The sequence below is a fragment of the Deltaproteobacteria bacterium genome, assembly GCA_016931625.1.
In the GTDB taxonomy this organism is placed as follows: Bacteria; Myxococcota; XYA12-FULL-58-9; order XYA12-FULL-58-9; family JAFGEK01; genus JAFGEK01.
In genome coordinates this window covers 1-22,633 of record JAFGEK010000026.1, presented here as the reverse complement: position 1 = coordinate 22,633, position 22,633 = coordinate 1, and the positions used below count along the sequence as shown (strand labels likewise).

The window sequence follows — 22,633 nt, the reverse complement described above, 5'->3', positions numbered from 1 at the left end:
GCCTGACGATGGTGTCTTTTAGTTGACACCAAAGCCTCCTCGTCATGCTCGCAACAGCGGGCATCCAGGAGCAAATTAAATTATAATAAAGATACTCTAGATTCCCACTTTCGTGGGAATGACATTGATGAAAAATGTAATTTATTAATACGGTTATGAAAATTAAAAAAAAGATGTGATCGATCATGAGACTTTCACAGGTATTTCGCAAATACCAACCGATTTTATTCTTTTTTAGGCCTGCACCTTTTTAACTTTAAGCTTAGCAATATTAACTTCACCCAAACCTGCGGCACCAGCAAATGCGATATGCTTTACGTCATTTGCCGACAACTGTCGTTGTGCAAAACGCGCCAACGATAATGCATAGGCATCAACTGAAGTGACATTGCGCCCAACAGCCAAACGTCCTGGAGTAACGGTCTCGCCAGGGCCTGCCGGACCATTAGTAAGCAAAGCACGAGTCGCATCAACAATAGTTAATTGCGGCTTAATAACATGACCTAAATCAGCAATAGCTTGATGCAAATCAAATTGCGTATGAAAAGCCGCACGGTCTTTAATTAACCCCATAGCATTTTTTAACCCTAGCGAAACGGTAGTTTCAGTGTGGGCTTTTGCGGCTGGTATGTTAATTAAAACATCTGCTGACAATACCAACTTAGCAACTTCAACTTTTTTGCACGCTTTGCCTTTGGCAATATTTACCGATTTAAAATCTTCAGCAGCACCAAGCAGTTTTACTTGCACCTCTGGCACTGCCGTCAGCGCCGCTTGTAAGCCACAGCGTTTTAGGCACTTACTTACATTACCCTGTGGATATTCAACGATGGTAACTCGTTTGGCACCAGCATTAAGGCAAGCTTTTGCAACTGCCACCACGGTTTGCGGATGAGTGGTGGTGCCCCAATCCGGCGGATTAGCAAAACCAGCATTAGGTTTAAGCACAACAAAGTCACCGCGTTTAACAATACGCTTAATACCACCTATAGCTTCTAGCGCGGCATTTACCATTTTTTCTGGGTCACTACCTGAAACATCTATAATATCAGGTAGTTGGGCTGCTAATAAACGACGAATTGGCCATAATGACAGACCAGCTACCGCAGCGGTTCCAGCAAGAAAATGACGACGACTAAGCGGCATGGGTAAATACCTCCATCAATAATAGAAAGCTTACACGACCAGGCGCAAAGACTCTAGTTTTAGTAAACAATATAATACTCATTAGTATTGATACAAAAACATAATCCCCTAATAGTTTCATGCGTTACTAATACTGACTTAGCTAAATATTGTTCACGTTTTGCCGAAACCTTACCCAACGTAAATATGGCTGTAGGCCTAGCATTATTAGCTAATGATAATCTATCCGCCAAAGCCTTAATCGAGCGCGTGGCACATCCCGGGGGGTCGAGTGAAGCCGGGTCAACCTTTATTCGCGAGCAGCTACCTGATGTTTTTATGCAGATGTTAAAAAAAATGAAAAAGTGGTGATTGCTGAAACTGGTTAGTTAATGAATTTGGTGGTTATGTGGAAACCTTTTTCAAAAAATTTATATGACTCCCAGTACCACCCTTTTATTATTTTAAATTGTTATATTGGTTCTTCAGCTATTGCGCTTTCTGAATCACGAATACTCATAGAATCAAAATCCCAACGTTTCAATATTTTCAAGTCATCCAGGGATATATCAGCTTCTGATAATAGTATGGTTTCTGCTATTTCAATACCGTCACATGAGTTAAGTTCTGTTTCAATTTGTTGAACTACATTTTGAGCTTGGTTTCGTTTCTTAAAGTCGTCGAAATCATCGACTGCCATAGTTGCACGAAGTTCGATAATATAATTTTTATCCTTTGGTAATTCTGCATTAGAACCAAGTAGATAAATCGCTGATATATTTTCTGCATCATTTCTTAAAATTTTTGAGATTTTATTTTTACCATTTTTCCATCTGTTATTAAATTCATCTGGAAATGCTGCTCTGAAATACCTTTTTCCAAGCCAACGCTGAAGAACTTTTAAATTTTGATCATCTATATTAATTTGCTGATCTGGTTTATTTGTCGCCAATAACTCTCGTTTTACTTGTCTCTTCTCCCAAGCTTTAATCTCATAATATTCTTGCTGACTACCACAGATTTTTAACTGCAATTTTCTAGGATTCTTTCCCCACAATAATGAACCATTTTTTTTTGAAACTCTCGCTAGTGCAATTTCAACAAAAGGTTCGTCAATAAAATTTGCAGTCAGTAAATCACAGTCATGAGATATAACTATTGCGATGATGTCTTTTGATAAATCAATTTGCGATGTTAAAGATAATGGTAAGATAGAGCCTTGTTGCCATCCATTTTCGCTAATTTGATTTGCGAATTTTACGGATTGCTCATCTTCCATTTGTAAAACTCACAATCCTATCGTATTTGATTAAACCTCGTTATCATCTGCAATTCTTTTTCCAGTTTCAAAATCTAAGCGTTCTTGTGAAGCAAGAGCTGTGGGATCTAGCCCTAAAGCGCGAGCTGCTTCTCTGGCGCTGCGGTGTCTTTTTGGTTTCTCAACATCTTTAGAAACATGGGTAATCTGATGCAATGCTTCACGTATTTTTAAAATATCTAGTGGCTCTTGGCACATAAGCTCAAAAACAGACTCACCTTGAGGGGCTGCATATTTACGAATTGGTGTAATTGCACCTTGTGCTCGTGAAGCATATTCTTTTGCTAAATTAGAAAGTTCATGAAGTCGACGTAGATTATCTGCGTGTGGTCTAACGTTCTCACTAAGCCAAGCATAAATTGTTGGACGTTCTACACGCAAAATTGCAGCGGCCTCTTTAATTGTTAGTAAAAATGCCGCCCTAAAATTAGCAAGCATTTCATTTACTGGCTCTTGATTAAATACTAAACGCTCAGGTTGAAATGTTTCATTCTGTATTAACGCTGCTAAATTATTGCTACCTGTTGGGTAAAAAGTGCTATTGTTTATACAATTTGAGTTGAGGCTGCCTACAGACGCAACTGCAAATACATAAGGCATTAATTTTCTGAATGCTTGTGTACATTCATATACTTCATCGTTTGTTGCGGCAGTTTGTACAACACCTTCAGAAGTTGTTTTACTCATCCCTGTAGGTTCGTATTGTAATAAAGAATTCATAATGCCCCCTCTGTTTAGCTCATAGGTATATCTTTGCTTCCCCATTTTTGCAATGCATAAGGAGTCACAGCCTCACGAAAAACACGGTCACAATGGTCATGTAAATTCCACATTGTATCAACAACAACTTGTTCATCCATATCAAGCTGAGTTATTGAGAAATGATCTATATCAAGCAATGTAACTAGTTCATTACGACTTATATCTAAATCAAATTTTAATCCAACCGGATCAAGTTCAGGTGGAAGAAATTTTGCTTCTTTATTTTGTGATAAACGTATAACGAGTATACCGTTATCTGTTTTCCCAATTGTCTCAAAACGATGCTGGAGCGATTGAACTTCTAATTTAGCCGCATTCAATCCATGCAATCCATGCAATCCTTCAGATAAATATTTTGTTAATGGTTCTTCTGCTTGAGGACGAATTAAGTCAATATAGCGTAATCCAATTCTTTCAACTAAAGCAGGAGCAACTACCTCATTAACCGCACGAAAAATGATTTGTAACGTATCGACAAATTTTTCAAATACATCGTAATTATTTGTTTGTAGTGTGATAAAATTTGGTGCGATTAATACTACATGCTGTAATGTTTTATCTGCAAACCCCCATCGAGGAGTTGGTATCAACTCTATTTTTTGTGGGCCTTGCTGAAATTCTTGCGACTGCGTTTCAAAAAACTTTGGAAATCCTTTATGACGTAATATTTCCTGTAAATCTGGAATAAATTTTTCCATTTTTAGCACAGCAGAAAAACGAATTTGCGCTAATGCTAAAACAAGAGGCGATTTTTCAAGCTTTAGTGGCGGTAAAGTTCGGTTCACAATATAACTTTACACATTACTTTACACATATGTCAATATTTATAATACTATATAAAATTGTTTATATTTTACCATTGATTACAAACATTTGTGTCACACTCTGCACCTCAAACACCCGCTGCCAATAGAGCTTTAACATTTCTTCATCGCGGGTATTTAATATTTGCTCACGCTCAGTGTCACTAATAGCAATGTTACGTTGCGCTAATACATCGATAATTGCTTGGGCGCGTTCTTGTACTTTGCCGCGCAGTTCGCCAATAAATTCACCTTCTTGCTTCCCAGCTTCATGCCCCTCTTCATACCTTTCATCACCACGCTTTTGTACAAAGCGTTTGACTACCATTTGCCACAAATCTAATGCTTCTTGATCATTTAAATTATCAGGTGGTGGGGGTAGTTCGTTAAGATCAACATTCTCTTCAATATCAGGCAGCTCACCTAATGCTTCAGCGCCAAAATATGATGCTAATTTTTCAAGACAGACACTGCGCACGCGCTTGGCAAAATCAAATACGCGCAAATACATCTCGGTAAGCTCAGGTTTAGTGACATCATATTTTAATGAGTATCTCGCTTCAATATAAGCACGTTTGAGTAGTGAAAAATAATGTTCGTCGTCAGCACTAGTGCGCGCTAATGAGGGTTGCAACAGTTGATGATGAGGCTCGGCGTATGAGGCTAACAACTCAAGATTATGCGTGCGATGTTTATAGCCATCATAAACTAAAGTTACCGCATGATAAAAACGCTCGGCGGCTTGGTGCAGCAAAAAAGCCGCCATACGTCGCTCAATAAATGGAATATGATGCGCCACGGTCCACAATGAACTGGCGCTGGCAAACCAAGTGTTGAAATACCCCCGCGTTAATTCAAAACGCTCTTGCAGAGTAACTGCCTTAGGCTTAGCTAATTGCACATGATGTGAATCATAAAGCACGATGCCTTCGCGGATTATGTCGGCAAAGAAAAATTGCCCCATACGAATTTCGCGATTGAGCTCGGCAATATCGTGGCGAATAAGTGAAACTGGGGTTTTGCCGGCAATTTGTCGAGTGCGCTCTTCAAGACCCATAAAAATGTTATAATCTGCTGCATCTTTGGCGGTTTTAGTAACTGCCAATAAATCAAAGTCTGAGCGATAACCGGTATTGTGATCAATCACATAATCGCCACGGGCATAGCTGCCAAATAATAAAAACAACTCGACGGCAGGTACGGCAGCAAAGACTTCAGCAATATCAGTAAGCTGCATTTGTACTTCGTTCGGCAACATCGCCAATGCTTCTATGCTCTTAGGGCTCATTAGTTATCTGGTTGTGGCGCATCTTAAAACAAGAAGCAATTGGATAACGTGAGTGGCGTATATCTTATTATGGTTGACTTAGTCTAAATATATGGTCATAATCAATTATATGGTTGTCAACGTTCACGAAGCCAAAACTCAGCTTTCAAAATTGCTTGAGCATGCTCATGCAGGTGAAGAAATCATTATTGCTAAAAACGGTAAGCCTTATGCTCGATTATGCCCGCTTAACACCCTAGAGCCTCGTGTTCCTGGGCTACTACACGGCAAATTAGATGACTCATTTTTTGATGAATTACCGGCAGATGAACTACAAGCCTGGGAGGGCAAATAAAAATTGAAATTATTACTTGATACTCATGTTTTGTTATGGTGGCTTTTTAATGATGACAAATTATCTATCGCTGCAAGAGCACTAATAGCTGATCGCGCTAATAAAATTCTGATATCAAGTGCCAGTGGTTGGGAAATCGCAACCAAATATCGTTTAGGCAAATTACCTTCGGCCTCTACTTTAGTTCAGGATATTCCTGGTTGGGTGCAACGTGCTGGATTTACTGAGTTGCCGGTAACACTTACCCATGCACAGCGTGCTGGTTTATGGCCTCAAAAACATCGTGACCCCTTTGACCGCATGCTTGCTGCTCAGTGTTATATAGAAAATATTTCACTTATTAGCTGCGATAATGATATTCACTGTTTTAACATTAATATTATTTGGTAGATGAAAAATTATTTTTTACCGAGTTTTACTATGATGGCGACACACTACAACGCTACCCATAAATTTATCAGGCCAACTGCGATGCCAGGGATCAACAATCGACCAAAACCAACCGATGCCACCAAGAACGACACTGATAAAACCAATCAACGAGCGAATAATAGCCAGCCAAATAGAAAAGGGTTTGCCATTTTGGCGTACCAAAACAGTATCGGTAACTCTACGGCCAAGCGTTTGACCGCTACCAAGCGCATTAATCGCACTATAAATTGCGGCAAATAAAGCTGCGGTAATAATGGCGTTGATTAAAATTTCATCATTAAAATTTAGCCACTCGGCTATACGATCAAGCCAAGTATTACCAGTTGAAACAAAACTAACGTCCCATAACAAAACTTGAATGATAAGGGTGATTACTGCAACCGCAACAACTAAACTTAAATCAATTGCTTTTGCTAAACCTGCTCTTAAAAAAGAGGGTATTTTTAGGGCAATCGTTTGATCTTGCTCGGGCCAAACATCGCTAAAGTTTGGTTGCAACTTTGGCTTTTTAACTGCTTTGCTATCAAGAGCAATAGGCTGCACTGTAGGTGGTGATGCTTCAAGTGATAAAGGCGGCAATGGCGCTGGGATTTCTACAACTGGTGATGCATGTGGTTTAGCTGGCATTGTAACTTTCACCGCTGGTGACGGTGTGAGCTTCACTGCTGCTGGTATGGCAGCGATTTTTTCAGGGGCTGCAATATTTTCTTTACTCGGTGAGTTAATTACTAGTGCTGGTGTTAATACGGGTATTGGTGCTGCTACTGATGAAGTTGGTGGTGGCGTTGCTTCTTTTACTGGCGAAGGTGGCAAACCCACAATTTTATGTACAGGTGGTAGTGCCCCTAGATTAGGTGATGTAATAGTTGCTTTGCCATGCGTAGCTGTATTTTGATTTTTATTAACTAAATTATTAGAACGAGGCAGCGGTCTTTCACAGCGGCCACAATAAGCTGAAATAGAAAAATTCATAAACTTACAATATGGGCAAGCTACCCGCTCCATTATTCTACTCTCCGCCTTGCTCGCATGTGTTTATGGTAGCACTTTGCTCGCATAAAATCATGGCTGCACCAACAATTGCTGCTGTTTCCATACGCAAGGTATGCAAACCTAAGCTTACACCTAAACATCCACACTTATAGGCAAATGCCATTTCTGTATCGGTAAATCCACCTTCAGGCCCAATCAATAAAGTAGCTGTAGCAACTGGGATTGCACTTTTAAGCTGCCTTATTAACGATTGGCCTCCTTTAATTGCGATGTAACGCTGTGCGACCGGAATTTGCAAAATTTCTTCCTGCGTCATCGTGCCTATGATCTCTGGCACTTGCGCTCTGCCACATTGCTTAGCTGCAGCCTGAGCCAGCCGCTGCCAACGTTGCTCGCGTTGCCCACCCGGTTTAGTTAAAACAACCGACCTACTCGTACGCATCCAAATGATACGCGCAACATCTAACTCTGTTAGTTTTTCAATAAGCCAATCAGCTCTTTCGCCTTTAGGGGTAGGCAAAGCTACCGTCAACTCTAAAGATGATTGCATAGCTTGATTAACATCGCCTACTTCAAGTTCTACACAATCATTGGTAATTTTTAAAATTGTGGCTATGGCCTCATAGCCTTTTCCGCTAAGCAGGCGAATTTTATCGCTGCAAGATAAACGTAGCACATTACGCAAATAATGAGCCTGCTCGCCACTAACTTCGACAATGCCCGGTTTAATGTCATCTAACCATAACCGGTAACGGCAACTACCAGACATTTAGCCCCTTTATTCGACAATAACAAACTCAACACGACGGTTTTTCGCTCGCCCTCGGGCGGTAGAATTTGAAGCTATTGGGCGGGTTTCACCAAAACCTATTGCAAATAGACGCTCTTTTTCGATCCCACGAGCAATTAGATATCGTCGTACACTATCTGCACGATCTTGGCTTAAATATAGGTTATCTTCTGCTGGGCCGACACTGTCAGTGTGCCCCTCTATACGCATTTTCTTAACCTCGGGATGCGCCAGCATTTGCATCGCCACTTCATCGAGTATTGGCTTAGATTTATCCTTAATTGTTGAACGAGCCGTCTCAAAAAGAATGGTAGATTTAATGTCAATTTTAACTTTAGGAATATATTTAGTTAGCGCCTCATCTTCATTGGGGCAATTTTCTTCGGCACACAAATCTTTAGCTTCAGGCGCTTTGATTGGCTTAACTGGCTCAGGACAGCCATTTAGGCCAATAAATGTTTCAACTCCAGGCTCAATTTCGGGGCACCGTTCAATATATTCATCACCACCGCCTTCAGTCGGCCCTATTGGTTCTGGTTCAGCGGGTGAGCAATAACTCAAGGTTGCAATAATGCGATAATCAGGAGTACCAACACCGTCTGATAATCCTGCCGCAGCACCAACAGTCACCAAAATGGGCTCTAAATACGCTCTGATGCCGCCTATAACTTCAGCACCAAAAAGACCTTGACTCGATAATGGCTTTTTCGCCGCAGCAAGCGCACTTATTTCAGCTAGTGCGGTTAATGGTATTTCACTTGGCAGTGGCACACTTAAACCAGAATGCAGCTCGATTTCATTACCTAACTCAACTTTGCCATTTTCAGTAGCTTTGCGAAAATGCATACCAGTACTAGCACTAAGCAGAATTTCTTGCTCACCTATTGAGGCAACTGGTACAGATAAAATCAATCGTGGGGTGGCCGTTAAGGTGCCCTCACCACGAAAACGCTGGCTATCACCGGTTGGCAAAGTTACTTCTGCAGCCAAGGATAAACCCACACCCACGTCGTCTATATCAATAACAGCTAAGCGTGGCACCACTCGTATATCACCTAATCCAGCGCCAGCTCTAGATAAACGCTCGCTGGGTAAACCTGATAAACTAGTTGAGGTGCCTTGTTGAACCAATGCTACTGGTACCACTGCGCCAATGTCAAAACGTGGTACCAAACCAACAGCCATACCAATATCAGTCATTAATTGCGCTGAAACTACTGGATCGTATGATCCGTCAGGATAGTGCCAAACTACAGGGTTGCGTACATAGGAGAAGGTAATACCAGCAGCATATTGCGATGGTAGCAATGGTGCAGCTATCTGCATGCCAATTAGCTCGATTGGTGCGGGAGGTGGACGCAGACGTGACACATCACCGGTAGTGGTCACAAAAAGTGATGCTATTAGAATTTTTGCAAACCCAGCTACCATGATCATACAACCTAGTCTTAAACCACACGTGGTTAACAAAGCAAAGAATTCAACAATAAAATACCGGTTGCTAATTTGCGCAAGTACGTGCAAGTTTGGTGGTTGACTTTTAACTAACACCAAGTGACGGTTTTTCATGAATACTCAACCAAAACGCATTGAATGCGAAATCCACTATAAAAGCCTTTTGCATTTAGTAAGTGATTACATTGATTTATATGCAGTTAAGTCACCAAAACAAATAGCCCTTATTGAGTATGATACCGGCGCAAAAATTACCTATCGTCGTTTAGCCCGTATCACCGATGCCTTTGCCGCTAAATTGTTAGCTTTGGGATTAAAACGCGGTGATGTTATCGCCACTAGCTTACCTTTCACTAAAGAACACATTTTTCTGGAATACGCCTGTTTTAAACTAGGTATTATTGTCGCACCTTTAGATTTACGACTTAAAGCTCAAGAAATTATTGATGCCTTTGAGATTATTAAACCGTGTGCATATTTCTTTCTTGGTGAAACCCCAAAGATAGATTTTAGACCCATAGTGCAAGTGGTTATGCAAAAAGCCACGACGGTTAAACACTTTATTCAATTTCAAAAAACCGCTGGTGGCACTCTCCCAGGTGCTGTACATGTACTTGATTTTGCACGCGATATTAAACGCCGCTATCTTATGGCGCTCTTTACTGGGCGTTTGCGTAAAGCTAAGCGCAACGTCACTAAACGTGACCCGGCTTTAATAATTTTTACCACCGGCTCAACAGGTTTCCCCAAGGCAGCACTTTTGGCGCATGAAAATATTCTCATACAAAATATTGGCTTAGCTGAAACTGTAAAAATGAAACCTAGCGATCGCATGCTAATAAATCTGCCGCCTAGCCATGTGGGTGGCCAAACTGAACAGCTAATGACAACTCTTTATACTGGAGCCACTGCAGTATTATTACATGTCTTTGACGCTGAAAAATCTCTTAAGGCGATAGCTGAACACCGTATTACTTTATGCGGTCAAATACCCACACTTTTTAATATGCAGTGGCGACTACCCAATTATGAGCAATTTGATTTGTCATCGCTGCGCGCTGCCCTTTATGGTGGTGAGACGGTATCGCTATCTTTTCTTGAACGCCTTAATGCTATGACTAGTAAAATCGCTACTGGTTTAGGGCTGACGGAAACCGCGGGTTTTTGCACCTATACACCGATATCATGGAAACCCCAAGATATAGCAGCAAGCATTGGCTTTGACACCCCGCTTTGTCCGATTTCAATTCGTAAGCCCATGCAAAAAGATGGTAGTGCCGGAGAAAAATTACCTGCTGGAGAAATAGGTGAAATTTGTTTTAACGGTCCACAAATATTTTTAGGTTATATGAATAATGAAGAAGCAACACGGGCAACCATCTCGACTGACGGAGTTTGTTATACCGGTGACTTAGGCCGCTATGATGAGCGTGGCTTACATTATGCGAGCCGGGTAAGATTTGTTATAAAAACTAAAGGTTATCAAGTATTTCCTGCTGAAATTGAAAGTTTTATTGCTGGTTGTTTTCCCAGCCTTATTAGTGCCGTTGGATGCGTTGGTGTACCTCATGAAATTTATGGCGAAGCTATAGTTGCCTTTATTGAATTGGCTAGTGAGCAAGAAATTAATAATGCTGAGCTATCATCTCGCATGCTTGATATTGCCGCTTATAAACGACCTAGCCATGTTGTATTTTTAAAAACAGGAGAAATGCCGTACAATCGTGTAACTAAAATTGATGTGCTTGAGCTTAAACACCGTGCTGAAGCTGAAATTAAACGTTTGCGCAAACAAGGTAAATGGGATCAAGATGCCAATAACAAAACGCAAATTAGTAGCGCGTCTTGACACTGCCGAACCACTAAAGCTACGCCACAGAGTTATGCAAAACAAATTAGCCGCAATTATTTTAGCTGCGGGCGTCGGCAAACGAATGCGCTCACGTTTACCAAAAGTACTACATTCTTGCTGTGGCTTACCTCTCATAAGCCATGCGGTACGCCTTGCCTTAGCTCGCAAATGTAACCCAATTGTAGTAGTCATCAGCCCGCAAGGCGAAAAAGTTAAAGAAACGTTGATCAAGCTATTTCCGCAAACCAATTTAAAATTTGCCGTGCAAAGCAAGCCATACGGTACTGGTGATGCAACGGCAGTAGGTCTTGAAGCATTAAAAAATTATACTGGTAATATTTTTATTACCTATGGTGATGTTCCTTTATTAACCAGCGCCACTGTGGCACGCCTTGAGCGTGCTGTTAAAAAAGCATCATTGGCTTTGTTAACTGCTGAATTGGCTGATCCTAAAGGTTATGGGCGTGTAGTACGCTCAGGAACTTTAGCGCAACGTATCGTTGAAGACAAAGACGCTAATGTTAGCGAACAAGCTATTTGTGAAATTAATGCTGGCGCTTATGTTGTAAATGCAGCTTTACTACGCAAAGCACTTAAAGGCTTATCGCCTAGTAATGCCCAAGGCGAATTATATTTAACTGATATCATTCCAATAGCCGCTGCCGCAGGTGGGGCGGTGCCCGTAAAAATCGCGGACTTTGCTGAAGCATGCGGGGTAAATAATCGCGCTGAGTTGGCTAGTGCCGAAGCGGTATTGCAACAACGTCTTATCGCATTGCATCAAAAAAACGGAGTTACTTTTCGCAACCCCCAAAACACAGTTATCGGTTTTGATGTTACGCTTGCTGCTGATGTCGAAATTGGAGTTGGGGTTCAATTATATGGCAAAATAAAAATTGGTCGCGGTAGTCGCATCAATGGTCCAACTATCATACGTGATACGTTTATCGCCGAAAATGTCCAAATCGAAAGCTTTTGTCATATCGAAAATGCTCACATAGCTGCGGGCGCACGTATTGGTCCATTTGCACGTTTACGTCCTGGGGCTGATGTTGGTGCTGATGCCCATGTTGGTAACTTTGTCGAAATTAAAAAAGCCTCACTTGGTAAAGGTGCTAAAGCCAACCATTTTACTTATCTTGGTGATACGACTGTAGGACCAAAAGTGAATATCGGTGCTGGCACCATAACCTGCAATTACGATGGCAAAAATAAACATCCTACCTCTATTGGCAAAGGGGCGTTTATCGGTTCAAATTCTACTTTAGTAGCACCTTTAGAAATTGGCGATGGCGCTTACATTGCAGCGGGTTCTACCATAACCCAAAAAGTTCCTGCTGATACTTTGGCTTTTGGACGCGCGCGGCAACAAAACCGCGAGGGTTATGCTAATACCTTACGCAAACGTATTGCTAACCAAAAAGGAAAAAAATAAATGTGTGGCATTGTTGGTTACGTTGGTTCACCTAATGCGGCTGAATATGTACTTGAGGGTCTACGTCGGCTTGAATATCGTGGTTATGATTCTGCTGGTATTGCTACCGTACACCAAGGCAATATTTTATTGCAGCGCAAAAAAGGGAAATTAGCTGAACTTACACAAAAGCTGGCCCGTGAACCATTAGCCGGTAATATAGCTATCGGACATACGCGTTGGGCAACCCATGGTAAACCTTCAGATGAAAATGCCCATCCCCATCGTGTTGATGATATTTTAGTCGTACATAATGGCATCATTGAAAATTTTCATGAGCTTCGTGAAGAATTAACGCGCCTTGGTCGCACCTTTACTAGTGAAACTGACACTGAGATTATGGCGCATTTAATTCATTTAGCTAAAGGTGATCTTGAAGCGCGAGTTCGCTGCGCTTTAGCGCAAGTAAAAGGTGCTTATGCGATTGCAGTAATTGCTGCTAATGAACCTGATACTATAGTTGTAGCAAAAAATGCTTCACCATTAGTGATCGGAGTCATCCCCGATGCTGGCATGATTGCTTCTGATATTCCGGCATTGTTAGCGCACACCCGTGAAGTTATAGTGTTAGGCGAAGATGAATTAGCGGTCGTACGTCCAGGTAGTGTGCGTTTATCAATTATTGACGGTCGTACTATTGAACGCCAACCACGTATAATCGATTGGTCACCGGTAATGGCCGAGCGTGGTGGCCATAAGCATTTTATGCATAAAGAAATTCATGAACAACCGCGCGCTATCATCAACACCTTGCGCGGTAGATTAAGTGCCAGCTCCAGCGATGTCGTACTTGATCAAGAATTGATAGATATTTTTATCAACACTGAGCGCATTACTCTAACTGCTTGCGGCACTAGCTGGCATGCTTGTCTGGTGGGTCGCTTGGCATTTGAAGATTTAGCTCGTCTTGGTTGTGAAGTTGAACTTGCTAGTGAGTTACGCTATCGCACTCCTTTATGGGGTCCAAAAACTCTTTTACTTGCAGTTTCGCAATCAGGTGAAACAGCGGATACGCTAGCTGCCATTAAAGCAGCCCGCGCCCACGGCTCAAAAGTATTATCTGTTGTAAATGTTATTGATAGCTCTATTGCCCGCGAATCTGATTATGTCTTTTATACTAATGCTGGTCCTGAGATCGGTGTGGCTTCAACCAAGGCCTTTTTAACTCAAGTAGCAGCGCTGCTAATTTTAGCAATTGGTATGGGCCGTCAAAGAGGTTTATCTTCAAAACGAGCTAGTGAGTTATTAGAAGGTTTGCGCGAAATTCCATTACAAATCGAAAAAGCTCTGCAAAAAGAAAACGATGTTATTGCTGCTGCCCGTAGCATGACTACCGCACGTTCGGTGCTATTTTTAGGGAGAGGCTATGGATATCCTGTTGCTCTTGAAGGTGCACTCAAACTAAAAGAAATTTCTTATATCCATGCTGAGGGTTATGCCGCTGGTGAAATGAAACATGGCCCGATTGCGCTAATAGAACCGGGAATGCCGATAATTGTGGTCGCCAACACCGGCCCCTTATACGAAAAAGTTCTCAGCAACATTCAAGAAGCACGAGCCCGCGAAGGTTATATTGTAGCGGTAGCAAATGACGGTGATACAAATATCAAAAACTTTGCCGACAGCGTTCTTTATGTACCCAAAAATGACCCGCTTTTAGCTCCTTTATTAGCAACTATTCCACTGCAGCTTTTGGCTTATCATGTGGCTGATTTGCTTGGTACCGATATTGATCAACCACGTAATCTCGCCAAAAGTGTCACGGTTGAATAATTGTACTTTTTATCTTAACCACCCTTCATTAATATCTTTTTTTTAACATTGTGTTTGCAAAAAAACTTAAATTAGCGGCACAATCGCTATATTTAAATTAAACTGAAGATTGTCAGTAACCTCTTCAAAAGTCCTGGCGAGATTGTCATCTCGACGAGCTTTATGGTGAGATTATGTCATCTCGACGAGCCGAAGGCGAGGAGAGATCTTATTACCCAACAGGAGGCTTTACGTGCGCCATTTACTATTGGCCATTTTAGTAGCATTACCAACAGCTCTTATTACCTTCATTTTAACTCGCGGTGCATCTTGTCCCCGCACACCAACATTAACATTAGAGCAAAACAGCACTGCAGATAATCAAGACCAACCACCGGTGGTTAAGCCACAATCTGCATTGCCTAACACCAACGATCCGATTATCGCGTTTAAGGCAATATTTACCAATCCCTTTGAAGGCTTTAAGCTTAAAGAAGAATTAGTTTTTTATGATGATAAGGGATTATTTGACTATATCGATGGCGCTGCCCCCGTTTATATAAAAAATGGTTTTGTGCGATTAGCTGCTGCGGAAATGGCTACCAGCGATGATCACGAATTTACCTGTGATGTTTATAATATGGGCAGCAATAATGGTGCCAAAGCAATCTATGACACCGAAGGTTCGGCGCAAACTACGCCGGTAAAGGTTGGTGATGCTGGACGTTCTGCTAAAATGTCGCTGGTGTTTTACTATAAGGTTTATTACCTCAAACTTACTGCCTTTGATGCACAAGCCGAAAGTAAACTACCTGCTTTAGCGCAAATACTCGCGCAAAGATTATAAGAGATTTTTCATGCACAACGAACACGACCAAAAAACCTCACCACGTGTTTATACACGACGTGAAGTTATTAGCCGCGTCGTTACTACCTCTGCTTTGATGGTTTCGACTACTGGTCTTGGGGCTTTTTTAGCTTCACGGCATTCTCCTGCTGGTACTAAGTATGAAGAAATACGTGATCATCGCACTAGCTCATCACCTGGCAGTATTGATATGGCAATTGCACGCGGCCCCGATCCTGGCGCCAATGTACGCGCGGTAATTAATGCATTAGGCGGTATGGGTCGTTTCATTAATAAAGGTGAACGGGTTTTAATAAAACCAAATGCTGGTTGGAACCGCCTACCAGAGCAAGCCGCAAATACTAATCCCGAAGTTATTGCTGAAATCATTCGCTTCGTTACTAAAGCTGGTGCCAGTGAAGTATGGGTTGCTGACGTATCGGTTAATAAACCCGAACGTTGCTTTGCACGTTCGGGCCTTCAAAAAGCTACTCAAGATAATGGGGCGCGTTTAATTTTACCTGATAGCGGTGGTTTTCGCTTGGTGGGTTTAAAAGGTCAACTTTTGCGCGAAGCTGAAGTTTTTTGGCCTTTTATTAAGGCTGACCGCATTATCAATGTTCCTATTGTTAAGCATCATGGACTTACCGGCGCAAGTATGGCGATGAAAAATTGGTACGGGGTCTTAGGTGGGCATCGCGTTCGTTTACATCAACGTATTGATCAAGCCATAACTGATCTGGCCATCATGATGAAACCCACTTTGACTGTGCTCGATGGCACGCGCGTGATGATGCATAACGGACCATCAGGCGGTAGTCTCGATGATGTAAAACGCTGCGATACCATCGCCGCTGGCATTGACGAAGTTGCGCTTGATGCCTTTGGCGCCACTTTACTTGAACGCTCGCCAGATGAATTAAGCTTTATCGCTGTTGGTGAAAAAGCTGGTCTTGGTCGTAGTGACTATAAAAGCCTTAAACTAGTTGAGACGTCAGGCTAAAAAAAAATGTTTCGAAAAGTTCGCCGTATTTACCAGGTAGTATTTTTCGCTCTATTTCTCTTTTTGGTTTTTGCCACCACCGCATCACTGATCGGTGGCTATCCGGTAGAATGGTTTTTAGCCATCGACCCGTTAGTTGCGCTTAGCGCTGGTTTGGCTAGCCGCGAAATTCATCCGCTTCTACTGATGTCAGTACCCATAATTATTATCACTCTAATTTTCGGTCGCTTCTTTTGCGGTTGGCTTTGCCCCTTTGGCACTATTCACCACGCTTGTAGCTTTGTGGCAAAAAAACGCCGTGTTAGCGACCGCATAAAAATTAATAATCCCCGCAAAATATTTAAATTAAAATATTTTATTCTCTTAGCCTTACTGGCAATGGCGTTATTGGGCAGCAATCAAATCGGCTGGCTTGACCCTATTGCCTTTACCTGGCGGGCTATGAGTACTGCCCTCATCCCCGCTCTTGATAACCTTGCTTGGGGTGTTTATCAGGGCGAACGCCACTTTCACGCTTCAAGCATTATTGCCTTTTTATTTGTCGTTGCTATTTCACTTAACTTCATTATTCCACGTTTATACTGTCGTTTGCTTTGCCCACTAGGGGCCTTGCTAGGTTTGCTATCACGCTTTTCACTATTTCGCCTGCATCGCAATTTAGATTTATGCAACAACTGTAATGTTTGTGGTGCTGATTGTGCCGGAGCCGCTCAACCGCAAGACAAGTTGCGTGTAAATGAATGTTTATTGTGTCTTAACTGCATTGAAGCCTGCCCTCGCGGCGGTATAAAATACGGTTTTCTATCGTCATCTCCTACCACTACTACTGATGTAATCAATTTAGGTCGCCGCCGTTCACTTGCTGCGCTTGCCTTGGGTGTAACCGCGGTACCGCTGTTGCGTGCTTCTGATGGGGTTAACCCTCGCGCTAATCCCAAACGAATTCGCCCTCCGGGGGCTTGCAGCGAAGAAGAGTTTTTAGAAAAATGCATTAAATGCGGCGCCTGCATGAAAGTTTGCCCTACCGGCGGACTGCAGCCCGCATTTGAGCAAGCCGGTATTGAAGGACTGTGGACCCCGGTATTAATTGCGCGCTTAGGCTATTGTGAACAACAATGTGCCTTGTGCGGTGAAATTTGCCCAACCAGTGCGATTCGTTATATTTCCTTAGCAGAAAAATTAGGTTTACCACCATATACTGAACCAATTCGTATTGGCTCGGCATCTATTGATCGCGGTCGTTGTTTACCCTGGGCTAATGAAACTCAATGTATTGTCTGCGAAGAAGTATGCCCGACTTCACCGAAAGCTATTCATTATAAAGTGGTAACTATTCAAGCTCGTAATGGAAAAGACCGCACCCTTAAACAACCCTATATTGATTTAACCAAATGTGTAGGTTGTGGTATTTGTGAAACCCACTGCCCAGTGGCAGATGAAGCCGCCATTCGTGTAACCTCAGTTGGTGAAAGCCGCAGTCGCACTAACCGCGTTATCATTACAGGGGGTAAATTATAAACTTATGCGTTATCTAATTAGATATATTTGCTTTTGTTTAACTTTTATTATTTTTACCCTAGCTTACCAAGCAAGGGCAGTATCTAAGGACCAATTTGATTTTGACTTACTCGGTAAACCCGAAACACCCCCACCACCAGCAGTAGACCCTCAAGCTGTTGAACGTCGTCGTCTATTGCTCAACGTGCATCAAGGCTTAGGCATTTCTCTTATCGCTTCAACTACTGCTTTATGTATCATTGGCCAATTAAGTTATAATGATATGTACACCGAAGCTGGCGGTACTACCGCTCGCTATAAAAAACCCCATAAATACTTAGCCTATGGTACCATGGGTTTATTTACCACTACTGCGCTTGCCGCCATTATTGCCCCTGTACCATTTGAACGCAACCTACTAAAATTTGACCGCAGCTTAGTGCATAAAATATTTTTATTTACCGCCGCTGCCGCGATGGCCACCAGCGGTTATCTTGGGTATAAAGCTCGCAATCATCTTGGCTATAACGACCAAAAATCTATTGCTAAAACTCATTTATGGTTAGGCTATATTTCATTGGGGGCAATATTAAGTGGTGTGGGGGTTATGGTGTTTTAGGATAATTTCTCCACTTCATTAACAACTATAGCTTATTACAGCAAATGAACTGTAATCTATAGATCTGTATAAGCTTAAATACGTTGTCGTTTTTCTTCATTTATTTGCAATCCTCTGGTTTGCAGAATATTTTATGATAGTATTGTTGTTAATAGTGTAATACAGCTATTCTTAAAGGGCTAAAATTCAATGACCGATAATATTAAAAAAAAGATACTTGAATCGGCCAGCCAAAGGATCCTCTTTTTACCTCATGCAATTAATCAAATAAACCGAGTAGATCGTATGATTTCTCCCAATGAGGTACGTCACGTCATTTTAAATGGCGAAATTATCGAAGACTATTGTGATGATCCAAGAGGACATAGCTGCTTAATGTTTGACTTTGTTACGAATAGGCCTATTCATATCGTCTGTGCACCTAAAGAGGGCTACCTGGCAATTATTACAGCTTACATACCAGAAGCATCAAAATGGACCCCAGATTTTAAAAGGAGGCTAAAGCCATGAAATGCATGTATTGCAAAGCTGACCTTAAAAGAGGAGAAGCTCCTTATCATATCGATCGCAATGGATATCATTTATTACTCGATCGCGTCTGCGCTTGGGTCTGTACTCAATGCGGTGAACCACTTTTCGATGAAGAACAAGTTATAGAAATTCAAGCGGTCATAAAGGAAATGGATACTCATATTAAAAAAATTTCTACCGCTGCATAGCATCGCCCCATTTGGCATACGCGTAGCTAAGAAGAAATCTTACCCAAGATAAAACCAAGATTTCTCGCATCGCTCGAAATCACACGTTATTAGACTTACAACAACACGAGACTCTAAAACTATTTTTGCGTGTGTGCGATGATATATTCGCGTAGAGCTTTGTTAATACTGGTCTGATAGGCTCCCTTTCGTGCTTTAAACCAGGCAAGAACATCACGGTCGACACGAATTGTAATGGATTGTTTGAACGGTCGGTAAAACTTGCCATGTACCGCGTTATCCCAATTTTCAATAGAGGGAATGTCCGTGTCATTAAGACAAATATCTTCATCCTTCATGACAGCGAGTCGTGCTAGCTCTTGCTGCATTTTAGGCGTCACTTGATAGTTAGCGTCTTTCTTCACTAGTCGTTGCTTTACGTGCCGAGATGATGCGAATGACTTCTTCACCGTCATACCCTTCCCTTAATGTGTGTACCACGATCAATACAGTCTGACCTGCCATGCCAATGCTGATCCAGCGATCTTCGCCATAGTCGATACGGGTATCCAGAAAAGTGACTATATTCGGATCGTTGAAGATCAAAACTGCAACCTCGAAGCTTACACCGTGGCGCTTTTGGTTCAAGGCATTCTTTTGATTGTCCCATTCGAATTGTAGCATAAGTAAACATATGTACAATTATGTACGTACAATCAAGCTTTGTCAAATAGAGCTATTTGCGTTGTTAGTAATACGGTAGATGTCCGCAGTATAAGCGGTGGTTTCAAAATATTTATAAACCTAATTCCATCCAATAGTGCCAATTTGACTGCCTAAAAGAAAAGAAATCAAGCAACTATAGTCTTATAAAGATAATGATGAGCTGCTATCTTTTAAAGGTTAGCTTGCAAGTGCTTGTAAAACTGCTTGCGGTTTACGGTCGATGACGAGCAACAAGATTCGTGCTGGACCTTCTGGTTGTCTTTTCCCTTGCTCCCAGTTACGAATGGTTTCCTTACTCAGGCCGAACATTCGTGAAAACTCATCTTGTGTCAAATTGAGCTTTTTTCGAATTGCCTTCACATCAACTGTGGGTACTTGGATTCTTGTGACAATATGCCCAGTGCTATTATCTCCTTGCGCATAAGCGATAGCATCCAGCATGCCCTCTTTTATTCTTTTGTAGGCTTTTGTTGCCATGGTATTACCTCTTTGGTTTGTAAGTTTTGACAAGCAATTTCGAAAGCTTGGCCAAATCGTTTCTTTCTGCTTTTGGAAGGTTATCCTTCTCATTTTTAGCAAACACATCAAAAAGAAACACGGGGAAATGGATGTTATAGAAGTAATAAATCACACGTGCGCCCCCTCTTTTACCTCTGCCCGTCAAACCTATACGCACTTTTCGAATACCTCCCGTACCTTCTATAATTTCGCCACACTCTGGATTAGTGGCAATGAGATTTTTGATTGCGTCTACCTCGTCTTCTGATAGTAGACTTTTGCCTTTCCTCATAAAAGGCTTTGTTTCAACTATGGTGATCCAGACCTTTTCCATAATTAAGATAGTAGGCCATCGAACCACTGATGTCAAAATAATATGTAGTTCATTGACCTATTTTTTTATCCTTTTTCTAGCAAATTATCGCGTAACTTTTCAAAAACCCTGGAAAAACAGCTAGATCATCCCGAGGGTAACGAGATGTCATCTTGGCTATAATGACCAGAAGTCCATCGCTAAAACTCATTATATAGCTAAGCCCTATTTCATTGTGGGCGATATTAAGTGGAGTGGGGGTGCAATGGATATCATTTATTACTCGATCGCGTCTGCACTTGGGTCTGTACTCAATGCAGCGAGCCACTTTTCGATGAAGAACAAGTCATGGAAATTCAAGCAGTCATAAAGGAAATGGATACTCATATTAAAAAAATTTCTACCGCTGCATAGCACTATGTCAAACATCGATTTGTAACAGCGATTAGCCTATTTCATATAAGCCATTTTAGAGTACCGAACGCGGGAAAGCTGCTGGACACGTTGGTGAGAAATGCAAAGAAGGTCTGCGATGTCTCGGGTCGAAAGCCCAAGTTGTTTGCGAAGTTCACGTACAGCTTTGGCTGTGCTTATCTGAGCCTCAGCCTGAATCTCATCAAGCTTCGCCCGAGTGGCAGTAGCTCGATCTACGATCTTTTGTGCCTGAGTAGGTAGCTTTACATGATCGACGAGCTCTGCCGTCTTGGCTTGGTCATCACCGATCGCTAGGGATAGTGCTTCACGTACACGCCGACGGGCCTCGGCAACGGTACGTCCATCGCTGTTTACACCAGGGACGCCTTTAAGTTTGGCGATCCACCAACCAGTCTCATCCCGTTCATAGTTGACTAAATATTTCGCCATGATGCTTTCTCCTTTTTAACTTCGCAGCCATCCTTTACCAAAGCAAGGCTCAAGCTGACGCTCGATAGAACGAAGCGTTCCGGGCGGCATGTCGTGAGAACCGTGGTCTGGTACAGTAGCAAAACATTTCCCCGCCTTGATTCGCACATGCGATCCGCGCCGTCGAACAACTACACCTCCTCTTGCTTTGATTACCAAAAGCACTTCTCGCGCTGTCATGAAAATAATACTATAATATCTGTAGTCATCTGTCTATCTATTAGCCATTTAATTAACCGCTTAAATGTAAGCCTAACCATTTTAATTTATTCTAAATACATCGATTTATCAACGAAGGCTTTAAAGCCCGCAATCATCTCGGCTATAATGACCAAAAGTCCATCGCTAAAACTCATTTATGGCTAGGCTATATTTCACTGGGGGCGATATTAAGTGGTGTGGGGATAATGGTGTTTTAGGATAATAAATTATTATGGTTTAGATAGCTCTGTAGTAACTTCAGATAGCTGCTTAGTAACTTCTTTAAGCAAACTCTCACCTTCAAACAATAATTCATTAAGATTATACGACTGTATCTTAACCTCACCCATCGTTTCAGCCTCAAAATATATTGCCCATTTTTGTATATTACGAAATCCATCATTTTTAAAATCGCATTGCTCAAGTTGTTCTTTGTAATATTTTAATATCTCACTTCTTTTCGCTAACTTCTCACTAGCACTATTTTTAATAGCCTCTCTTGTCATATTCAATACATCTTGAATATGAACTATAAGTTGCTTAGTTCTTAAATTAATTCTATGTATAGCGTCATTATTAATTATATGAATTTTTTCATATAGATTTTTCATTATTGGTTCTATATCCTTATTGTATAAACCTTGTTTGCCCTTTAAGAAACGGTAATAAATTGCTATTTTATTTTTATAGTCATGCATCAATTCCCCTATATTTTTAGCAAAAGATGCAAATGTACTTGGTACATTTGCATTGCAGGTCGGTGTTTGCTCGATTTGTTTTACAAATGGAACTGACTTTCTCAAAATATCACCATAACCATAAAATTCCCAATATGTGTCAAGCAGGTTTTCAACTGCTAGTATGTTATCTACATTTTTAGCAATATTTTCTCGTGTATTTTGATTTGTTAAAATATTTGATAGATTAAATTTATCATAAACACCATTTAT

At 41.5% G+C, this 22,633-nt stretch carries 27 protein-coding genes; 12 read left to right on the top strand and 15 right to left on the bottom strand.

Features of this window, described 5'->3' with window-relative positions; translation table 11 throughout:
* Nucleotides 1-234 precede the first annotated feature (234 nt).
* A complete protein-coding gene (locus JW841_02140; GenBank protein MBN1959721.1) occupies nucleotides 235-1,146 on the bottom strand; it encodes a DUF362 domain-containing protein in 912 nt (303 codons plus the stop codon).
* Nucleotides 1,147-1,332: 186 nt separating this feature from the next.
* Here JW841_02140 and JW841_02135 point away from each other — a divergent pair, with 186 nt between their 5' ends.
* A complete protein-coding gene (locus JW841_02135; protein MBN1959720.1) occupies nucleotides 1,333-1,497 on the top strand; it encodes a hypothetical protein in 165 nt (54 codons plus the stop codon).
* A 100-nt stretch (nucleotides 1,498-1,597) separates the two neighbouring features.
* On the opposite strand, the gene JW841_02130 is transcribed toward JW841_02135, so the two are convergent.
* The 4 genes from JW841_02130 to JW841_02115 all read right to left on the bottom strand — a co-directional run bounded on the left by JW841_02130 (nucleotide 1,598) and on the right by JW841_02115 (nucleotide 5,296).
* Nucleotides 1,598-2,404 (bottom strand): hypothetical protein, encoded by an 807-nt coding sequence (locus tag JW841_02130; protein MBN1959719.1) that lies wholly within the window; start codon nucleotides 2,402-2,404, stop codon nucleotides 1,598-1,600.
* Nucleotides 2,405-2,434: 30 nt separating this feature from the next.
* Nucleotides 2,435-3,163, bottom strand: coding sequence for a helix-turn-helix domain-containing protein (locus tag JW841_02125; GenBank protein ID MBN1959718.1), 729 nt, complete (start codon nucleotides 3,161-3,163; stop codon nucleotides 2,435-2,437).
* A gap of 14 nt (nucleotides 3,164-3,177) precedes the next feature.
* Complete coding sequence (locus JW841_02120) at nucleotides 3,178-3,990, bottom strand: TIGR04255 family protein (GenBank protein MBN1959717.1); 813 nt, start codon at nucleotides 3,988-3,990, stop codon at nucleotides 3,178-3,180.
* Nucleotides 3,991-4,051: 61 nt separating this feature from the next.
* Nucleotides 4,052-5,296 carry a HEPN domain-containing protein gene (locus tag JW841_02115; protein MBN1959716.1) on the bottom strand — a complete coding sequence of 415 codons (1,245 nt, stop codon included), beginning with the start codon at nucleotides 5,294-5,296 and terminating at the stop codon, nucleotides 4,052-4,054.
* Nucleotides 5,297-5,405: 109 nt separating this feature from the next.
* Here JW841_02115 and JW841_02110 point away from each other — a divergent pair, with 109 nt between their 5' ends.
* Nucleotides 5,406-5,630: a type II toxin-antitoxin system prevent-host-death family antitoxin gene (locus JW841_02110; GenBank protein ID MBN1959715.1), complete on the top strand. Its 225-nt coding sequence runs from the start codon at nucleotides 5,406-5,408 to the stop codon at nucleotides 5,628-5,630.
* Nucleotides 5,631-5,633: 3 nt separating this feature from the next.
* The gene (locus JW841_02105; GenBank protein ID MBN1959714.1) at nucleotides 5,634-6,020 is read left to right on the top strand and encodes a type II toxin-antitoxin system VapC family toxin; all 387 of its coding nucleotides are present in this window, start codon (nucleotides 5,634-5,636) and stop codon (nucleotides 6,018-6,020) included.
* A 15-nt stretch (nucleotides 6,021-6,035) separates the two neighbouring features.
* Here JW841_02105 and JW841_02100 read toward each other — a convergent pair whose 3' ends face one another.
* Genes JW841_02100 through JW841_02090 form a run of 3 tightly spaced genes read right to left on the bottom strand, consistent with a single transcriptional unit; the run spans nucleotide 6,036 to nucleotide 9,414 of the window.
* Nucleotides 6,036-7,034: an RDD family protein gene (locus JW841_02100; protein ID MBN1959713.1), complete on the bottom strand. Its 999-nt coding sequence runs from the start codon at nucleotides 7,032-7,034 to the stop codon at nucleotides 6,036-6,038.
* A 37-nt stretch (nucleotides 7,035-7,071) separates the two neighbouring features.
* Complete coding sequence (locus JW841_02095) at nucleotides 7,072-7,824, bottom strand: 16S rRNA (uracil(1498)-N(3))-methyltransferase (GenBank protein ID MBN1959712.1); 753 nt, start codon at nucleotides 7,822-7,824, stop codon at nucleotides 7,072-7,074.
* A gap of 9 nt (nucleotides 7,825-7,833) precedes the next feature.
* Entirely contained in the window at nucleotides 7,834-9,414 is a 1,581-nt protein-coding gene (locus JW841_02090) for an OmpA family protein (GenBank protein MBN1959711.1), read from the bottom strand.
* On the opposite strand from JW841_02090, the gene JW841_02085 reads away from it, so the two are divergent.
* From JW841_02085 to JW841_02045, 9 genes are all read left to right on the top strand, one after another.
* Nucleotides 9,413-11,149, top strand: a complete 1,737-nt coding sequence (locus JW841_02085) for an acyl--CoA ligase (protein ID MBN1959710.1) — start codon at nucleotides 9,413-9,415, stop codon at nucleotides 11,147-11,149. The genes JW841_02090 and JW841_02085 overlap by 2 nt on opposite strands.
* The gene (gene glmU / locus JW841_02080; GenBank protein MBN1959709.1) at nucleotides 11,112-12,587 is read left to right on the top strand and encodes a bifunctional UDP-N-acetylglucosamine diphosphorylase/glucosamine-1-phosphate N-acetyltransferase GlmU; all 1,476 of its coding nucleotides are present in this window, start codon (nucleotides 11,112-11,114) and stop codon (nucleotides 12,585-12,587) included. Before JW841_02085 ends, glmU begins: the two co-directional genes overlap by 38 nt.
* Nucleotides 12,588-14,399: a glutamine--fructose-6-phosphate transaminase (isomerizing) gene (gene glmS / locus JW841_02075; protein MBN1959708.1), complete on the top strand. Its 1,812-nt coding sequence runs from the start codon at nucleotides 12,588-12,590 to the stop codon at nucleotides 14,397-14,399. It abuts the gene before it with no gap.
* A gap of 232 nt (nucleotides 14,400-14,631) precedes the next feature.
* Nucleotides 14,632-15,225 carry a hypothetical protein gene (locus JW841_02070; GenBank protein ID MBN1959707.1) on the top strand — a complete coding sequence of 198 codons (594 nt, stop codon included), beginning with the start codon at nucleotides 14,632-14,634 and terminating at the stop codon, nucleotides 15,223-15,225.
* Nucleotides 15,226-15,235: 10 nt separating this feature from the next.
* Nucleotides 15,236-16,228, top strand: a complete 993-nt coding sequence (locus JW841_02065; GenBank protein ID MBN1959706.1) for a DUF362 domain-containing protein — start codon at nucleotides 15,236-15,238, stop codon at nucleotides 16,226-16,228.
* A 6-nt stretch (nucleotides 16,229-16,234) separates the two neighbouring features.
* Complete coding sequence (locus JW841_02060) at nucleotides 16,235-17,746, top strand: 4Fe-4S binding protein (protein ID MBN1959705.1); 1,512 nt, start codon at nucleotides 16,235-16,237, stop codon at nucleotides 17,744-17,746.
* Nucleotides 17,747-17,750: 4 nt separating this feature from the next.
* Entirely contained in the window at nucleotides 17,751-18,344 is a 594-nt protein-coding gene (locus JW841_02055) for a hypothetical protein (GenBank protein ID MBN1959704.1), read from the top strand.
* Nucleotides 18,345-18,533: 189 nt separating this feature from the next.
* A complete protein-coding gene (locus JW841_02050; GenBank protein ID MBN1959703.1) occupies nucleotides 18,534-18,854 on the top strand; it encodes a DUF4258 domain-containing protein in 321 nt (106 codons plus the stop codon).
* Entirely contained in the window at nucleotides 18,851-19,063 is a 213-nt protein-coding gene (locus tag JW841_02045; GenBank protein ID MBN1959702.1) for a YgiT-type zinc finger protein, read from the top strand. The genes JW841_02050 and JW841_02045 overlap by 4 nt, the downstream gene beginning before the upstream one ends.
* 119 nt (nucleotides 19,064-19,182) lie before the next feature.
* On the opposite strand, the gene JW841_02040 is transcribed toward JW841_02045, so the two are convergent.
* The 7 genes from JW841_02040 to JW841_02010 form a co-directional block, all read right to left on the bottom strand.
* On the bottom strand, nucleotides 19,183-19,518 hold the full coding sequence (locus tag JW841_02040) for a BrnA antitoxin family protein (GenBank protein ID MBN1959701.1): 336 nt from the start codon (nucleotides 19,516-19,518) through the stop codon (nucleotides 19,183-19,185).
* Complete coding sequence (locus JW841_02035) at nucleotides 19,451-19,726, bottom strand: BrnT family toxin (GenBank protein ID MBN1959700.1); 276 nt, start codon at nucleotides 19,724-19,726, stop codon at nucleotides 19,451-19,453. Before JW841_02035 ends, JW841_02040 begins: the two co-directional genes overlap by 68 nt.
* Before the next feature lie 219 nt (nucleotides 19,727-19,945).
* The gene (locus JW841_02030) at nucleotides 19,946-20,245 is read right to left on the bottom strand and encodes a helix-turn-helix domain-containing protein (GenBank protein ID MBN1959699.1); all 300 of its coding nucleotides are present in this window, start codon (nucleotides 20,243-20,245) and stop codon (nucleotides 19,946-19,948) included.
* 4 nt (nucleotides 20,246-20,249) lie between these two features.
* Nucleotides 20,250-20,600 carry a type II toxin-antitoxin system RelE/ParE family toxin gene (locus JW841_02025; protein MBN1959698.1) on the bottom strand — a complete coding sequence of 117 codons (351 nt, stop codon included), beginning with the start codon at nucleotides 20,598-20,600 and terminating at the stop codon, nucleotides 20,250-20,252.
* A 429-nt stretch (nucleotides 20,601-21,029) separates the two neighbouring features.
* Entirely contained in the window at nucleotides 21,030-21,443 is a 414-nt protein-coding gene (locus JW841_02020; protein MBN1959697.1) for a type II toxin-antitoxin system HicB family antitoxin, read from the bottom strand.
* 15 nt (nucleotides 21,444-21,458) lie between these two features.
* A complete protein-coding gene (locus JW841_02015; protein ID MBN1959696.1) occupies nucleotides 21,459-21,662 on the bottom strand; it encodes a type II toxin-antitoxin system HicA family toxin in 204 nt (67 codons plus the stop codon).
* Nucleotides 21,663-21,913: 251 nt separating this feature from the next.
* Nucleotides 21,914-22,633 (bottom strand): hypothetical protein (locus JW841_02010; protein MBN1959695.1); only part of this gene is annotated, 720 nt, incomplete at its 5' end.

What these genes read in the sequence shown, in the direction of transcription:
- JW841_02090 (MBN1959711.1), bottom strand. Translation starts at nt 9,414, where the DNA reads ATGAAAAACCGTCACTTGGTGTTAGTTAAAAGTCAACCACCAAACTTG.
- JW841_02110 (MBN1959715.1), top strand. Translation starts at nt 5,406, where the DNA reads ATGGTTGTCAACGTTCACGAAGCCAAAACTCAGCTTTCAAAATTGCTT.
- JW841_02065 (MBN1959706.1), top strand. Translation starts at nt 15,236, where the DNA reads ATGCACAACGAACACGACCAAAAAACCTCACCACGTGTTTATACACGA.
- JW841_02040 (MBN1959701.1), bottom strand. Translation starts at nt 19,518, where the DNA reads ATGACGGTGAAGAAGTCATTCGCATCATCTCGGCACGTAAAGCAACGA.
- JW841_02035 (MBN1959700.1), bottom strand. Translation starts at nt 19,726, where the DNA reads ATGCTACAATTCGAATGGGACAATCAAAAGAATGCCTTGAACCAAAAG.
- JW841_02045 (MBN1959702.1), top strand. Translation starts at nt 18,851, where the DNA reads ATGAAATGCATGTATTGCAAAGCTGACCTTAAAAGAGGAGAAGCTCCT.
- glmS (MBN1959708.1), top strand. Translation starts at nt 12,588, where the DNA reads ATGTGTGGCATTGTTGGTTACGTTGGTTCACCTAATGCGGCTGAATAT.
- JW841_02025 (MBN1959698.1), bottom strand. Translation starts at nt 20,600, where the DNA reads ATGGAAAAGGTCTGGATCACCATAGTTGAAACAAAGCCTTTTATGAGG.
- JW841_02140 (MBN1959721.1), bottom strand. Translation starts at nt 1,146, where the DNA reads ATGCCGCTTAGTCGTCGTCATTTTCTTGCTGGAACCGCTGCGGTAGCT.
- JW841_02125 (MBN1959718.1), bottom strand. Translation starts at nt 3,163, where the DNA reads ATGAATTCTTTATTACAATACGAACCTACAGGGATGAGTAAAACAACT.
- JW841_02060 (MBN1959705.1), top strand. Translation starts at nt 16,235, where the DNA reads ATGTTTCGAAAAGTTCGCCGTATTTACCAGGTAGTATTTTTCGCTCTA.
- JW841_02100 (MBN1959713.1), bottom strand. Translation starts at nt 7,034, where the DNA reads ATGAATTTTTCTATTTCAGCTTATTGTGGCCGCTGTGAAAGACCGCTG.
- JW841_02055 (MBN1959704.1), top strand. Translation starts at nt 17,751, where the DNA reads ATGCGTTATCTAATTAGATATATTTGCTTTTGTTTAACTTTTATTATT.
- JW841_02095 (MBN1959712.1), bottom strand. Translation starts at nt 7,824, where the DNA reads ATGTCTGGTAGTTGCCGTTACCGGTTATGGTTAGATGACATTAAACCG.
- JW841_02135 (MBN1959720.1), top strand. Translation starts at nt 1,333, where the DNA reads ATGGCTGTAGGCCTAGCATTATTAGCTAATGATAATCTATCCGCCAAA.
- JW841_02020 (MBN1959697.1), bottom strand. Translation starts at nt 21,443, where the DNA reads ATGGCGAAATATTTAGTCAACTATGAACGGGATGAGACTGGTTGGTGG.
- JW841_02050 (MBN1959703.1), top strand. Translation starts at nt 18,534, where the DNA reads ATGACCGATAATATTAAAAAAAAGATACTTGAATCGGCCAGCCAAAGG.
- JW841_02130 (MBN1959719.1), bottom strand. Translation starts at nt 2,404, where the DNA reads ATGGAAGATGAGCAATCCGTAAAATTCGCAAATCAAATTAGCGAAAAT.
- JW841_02085 (MBN1959710.1), top strand. Translation starts at nt 9,413, where the DNA reads ATGAATACTCAACCAAAACGCATTGAATGCGAAATCCACTATAAAAGC.
- JW841_02015 (MBN1959696.1), bottom strand. Translation starts at nt 21,662, where the DNA reads ATGACAGCGCGAGAAGTGCTTTTGGTAATCAAAGCAAGAGGAGGTGTA.
- glmU (MBN1959709.1), top strand. Translation starts at nt 11,112, where the DNA reads ATGCCAATAACAAAACGCAAATTAGTAGCGCGTCTTGACACTGCCGAA.
- JW841_02115 (MBN1959716.1), bottom strand. Translation starts at nt 5,296, where the DNA reads ATGAGCCCTAAGAGCATAGAAGCATTGGCGATGTTGCCGAACGAAGTA.
- JW841_02030 (MBN1959699.1), bottom strand. Translation starts at nt 20,245, where the DNA reads ATGGCAACAAAAGCCTACAAAAGAATAAAAGAGGGCATGCTGGATGCT.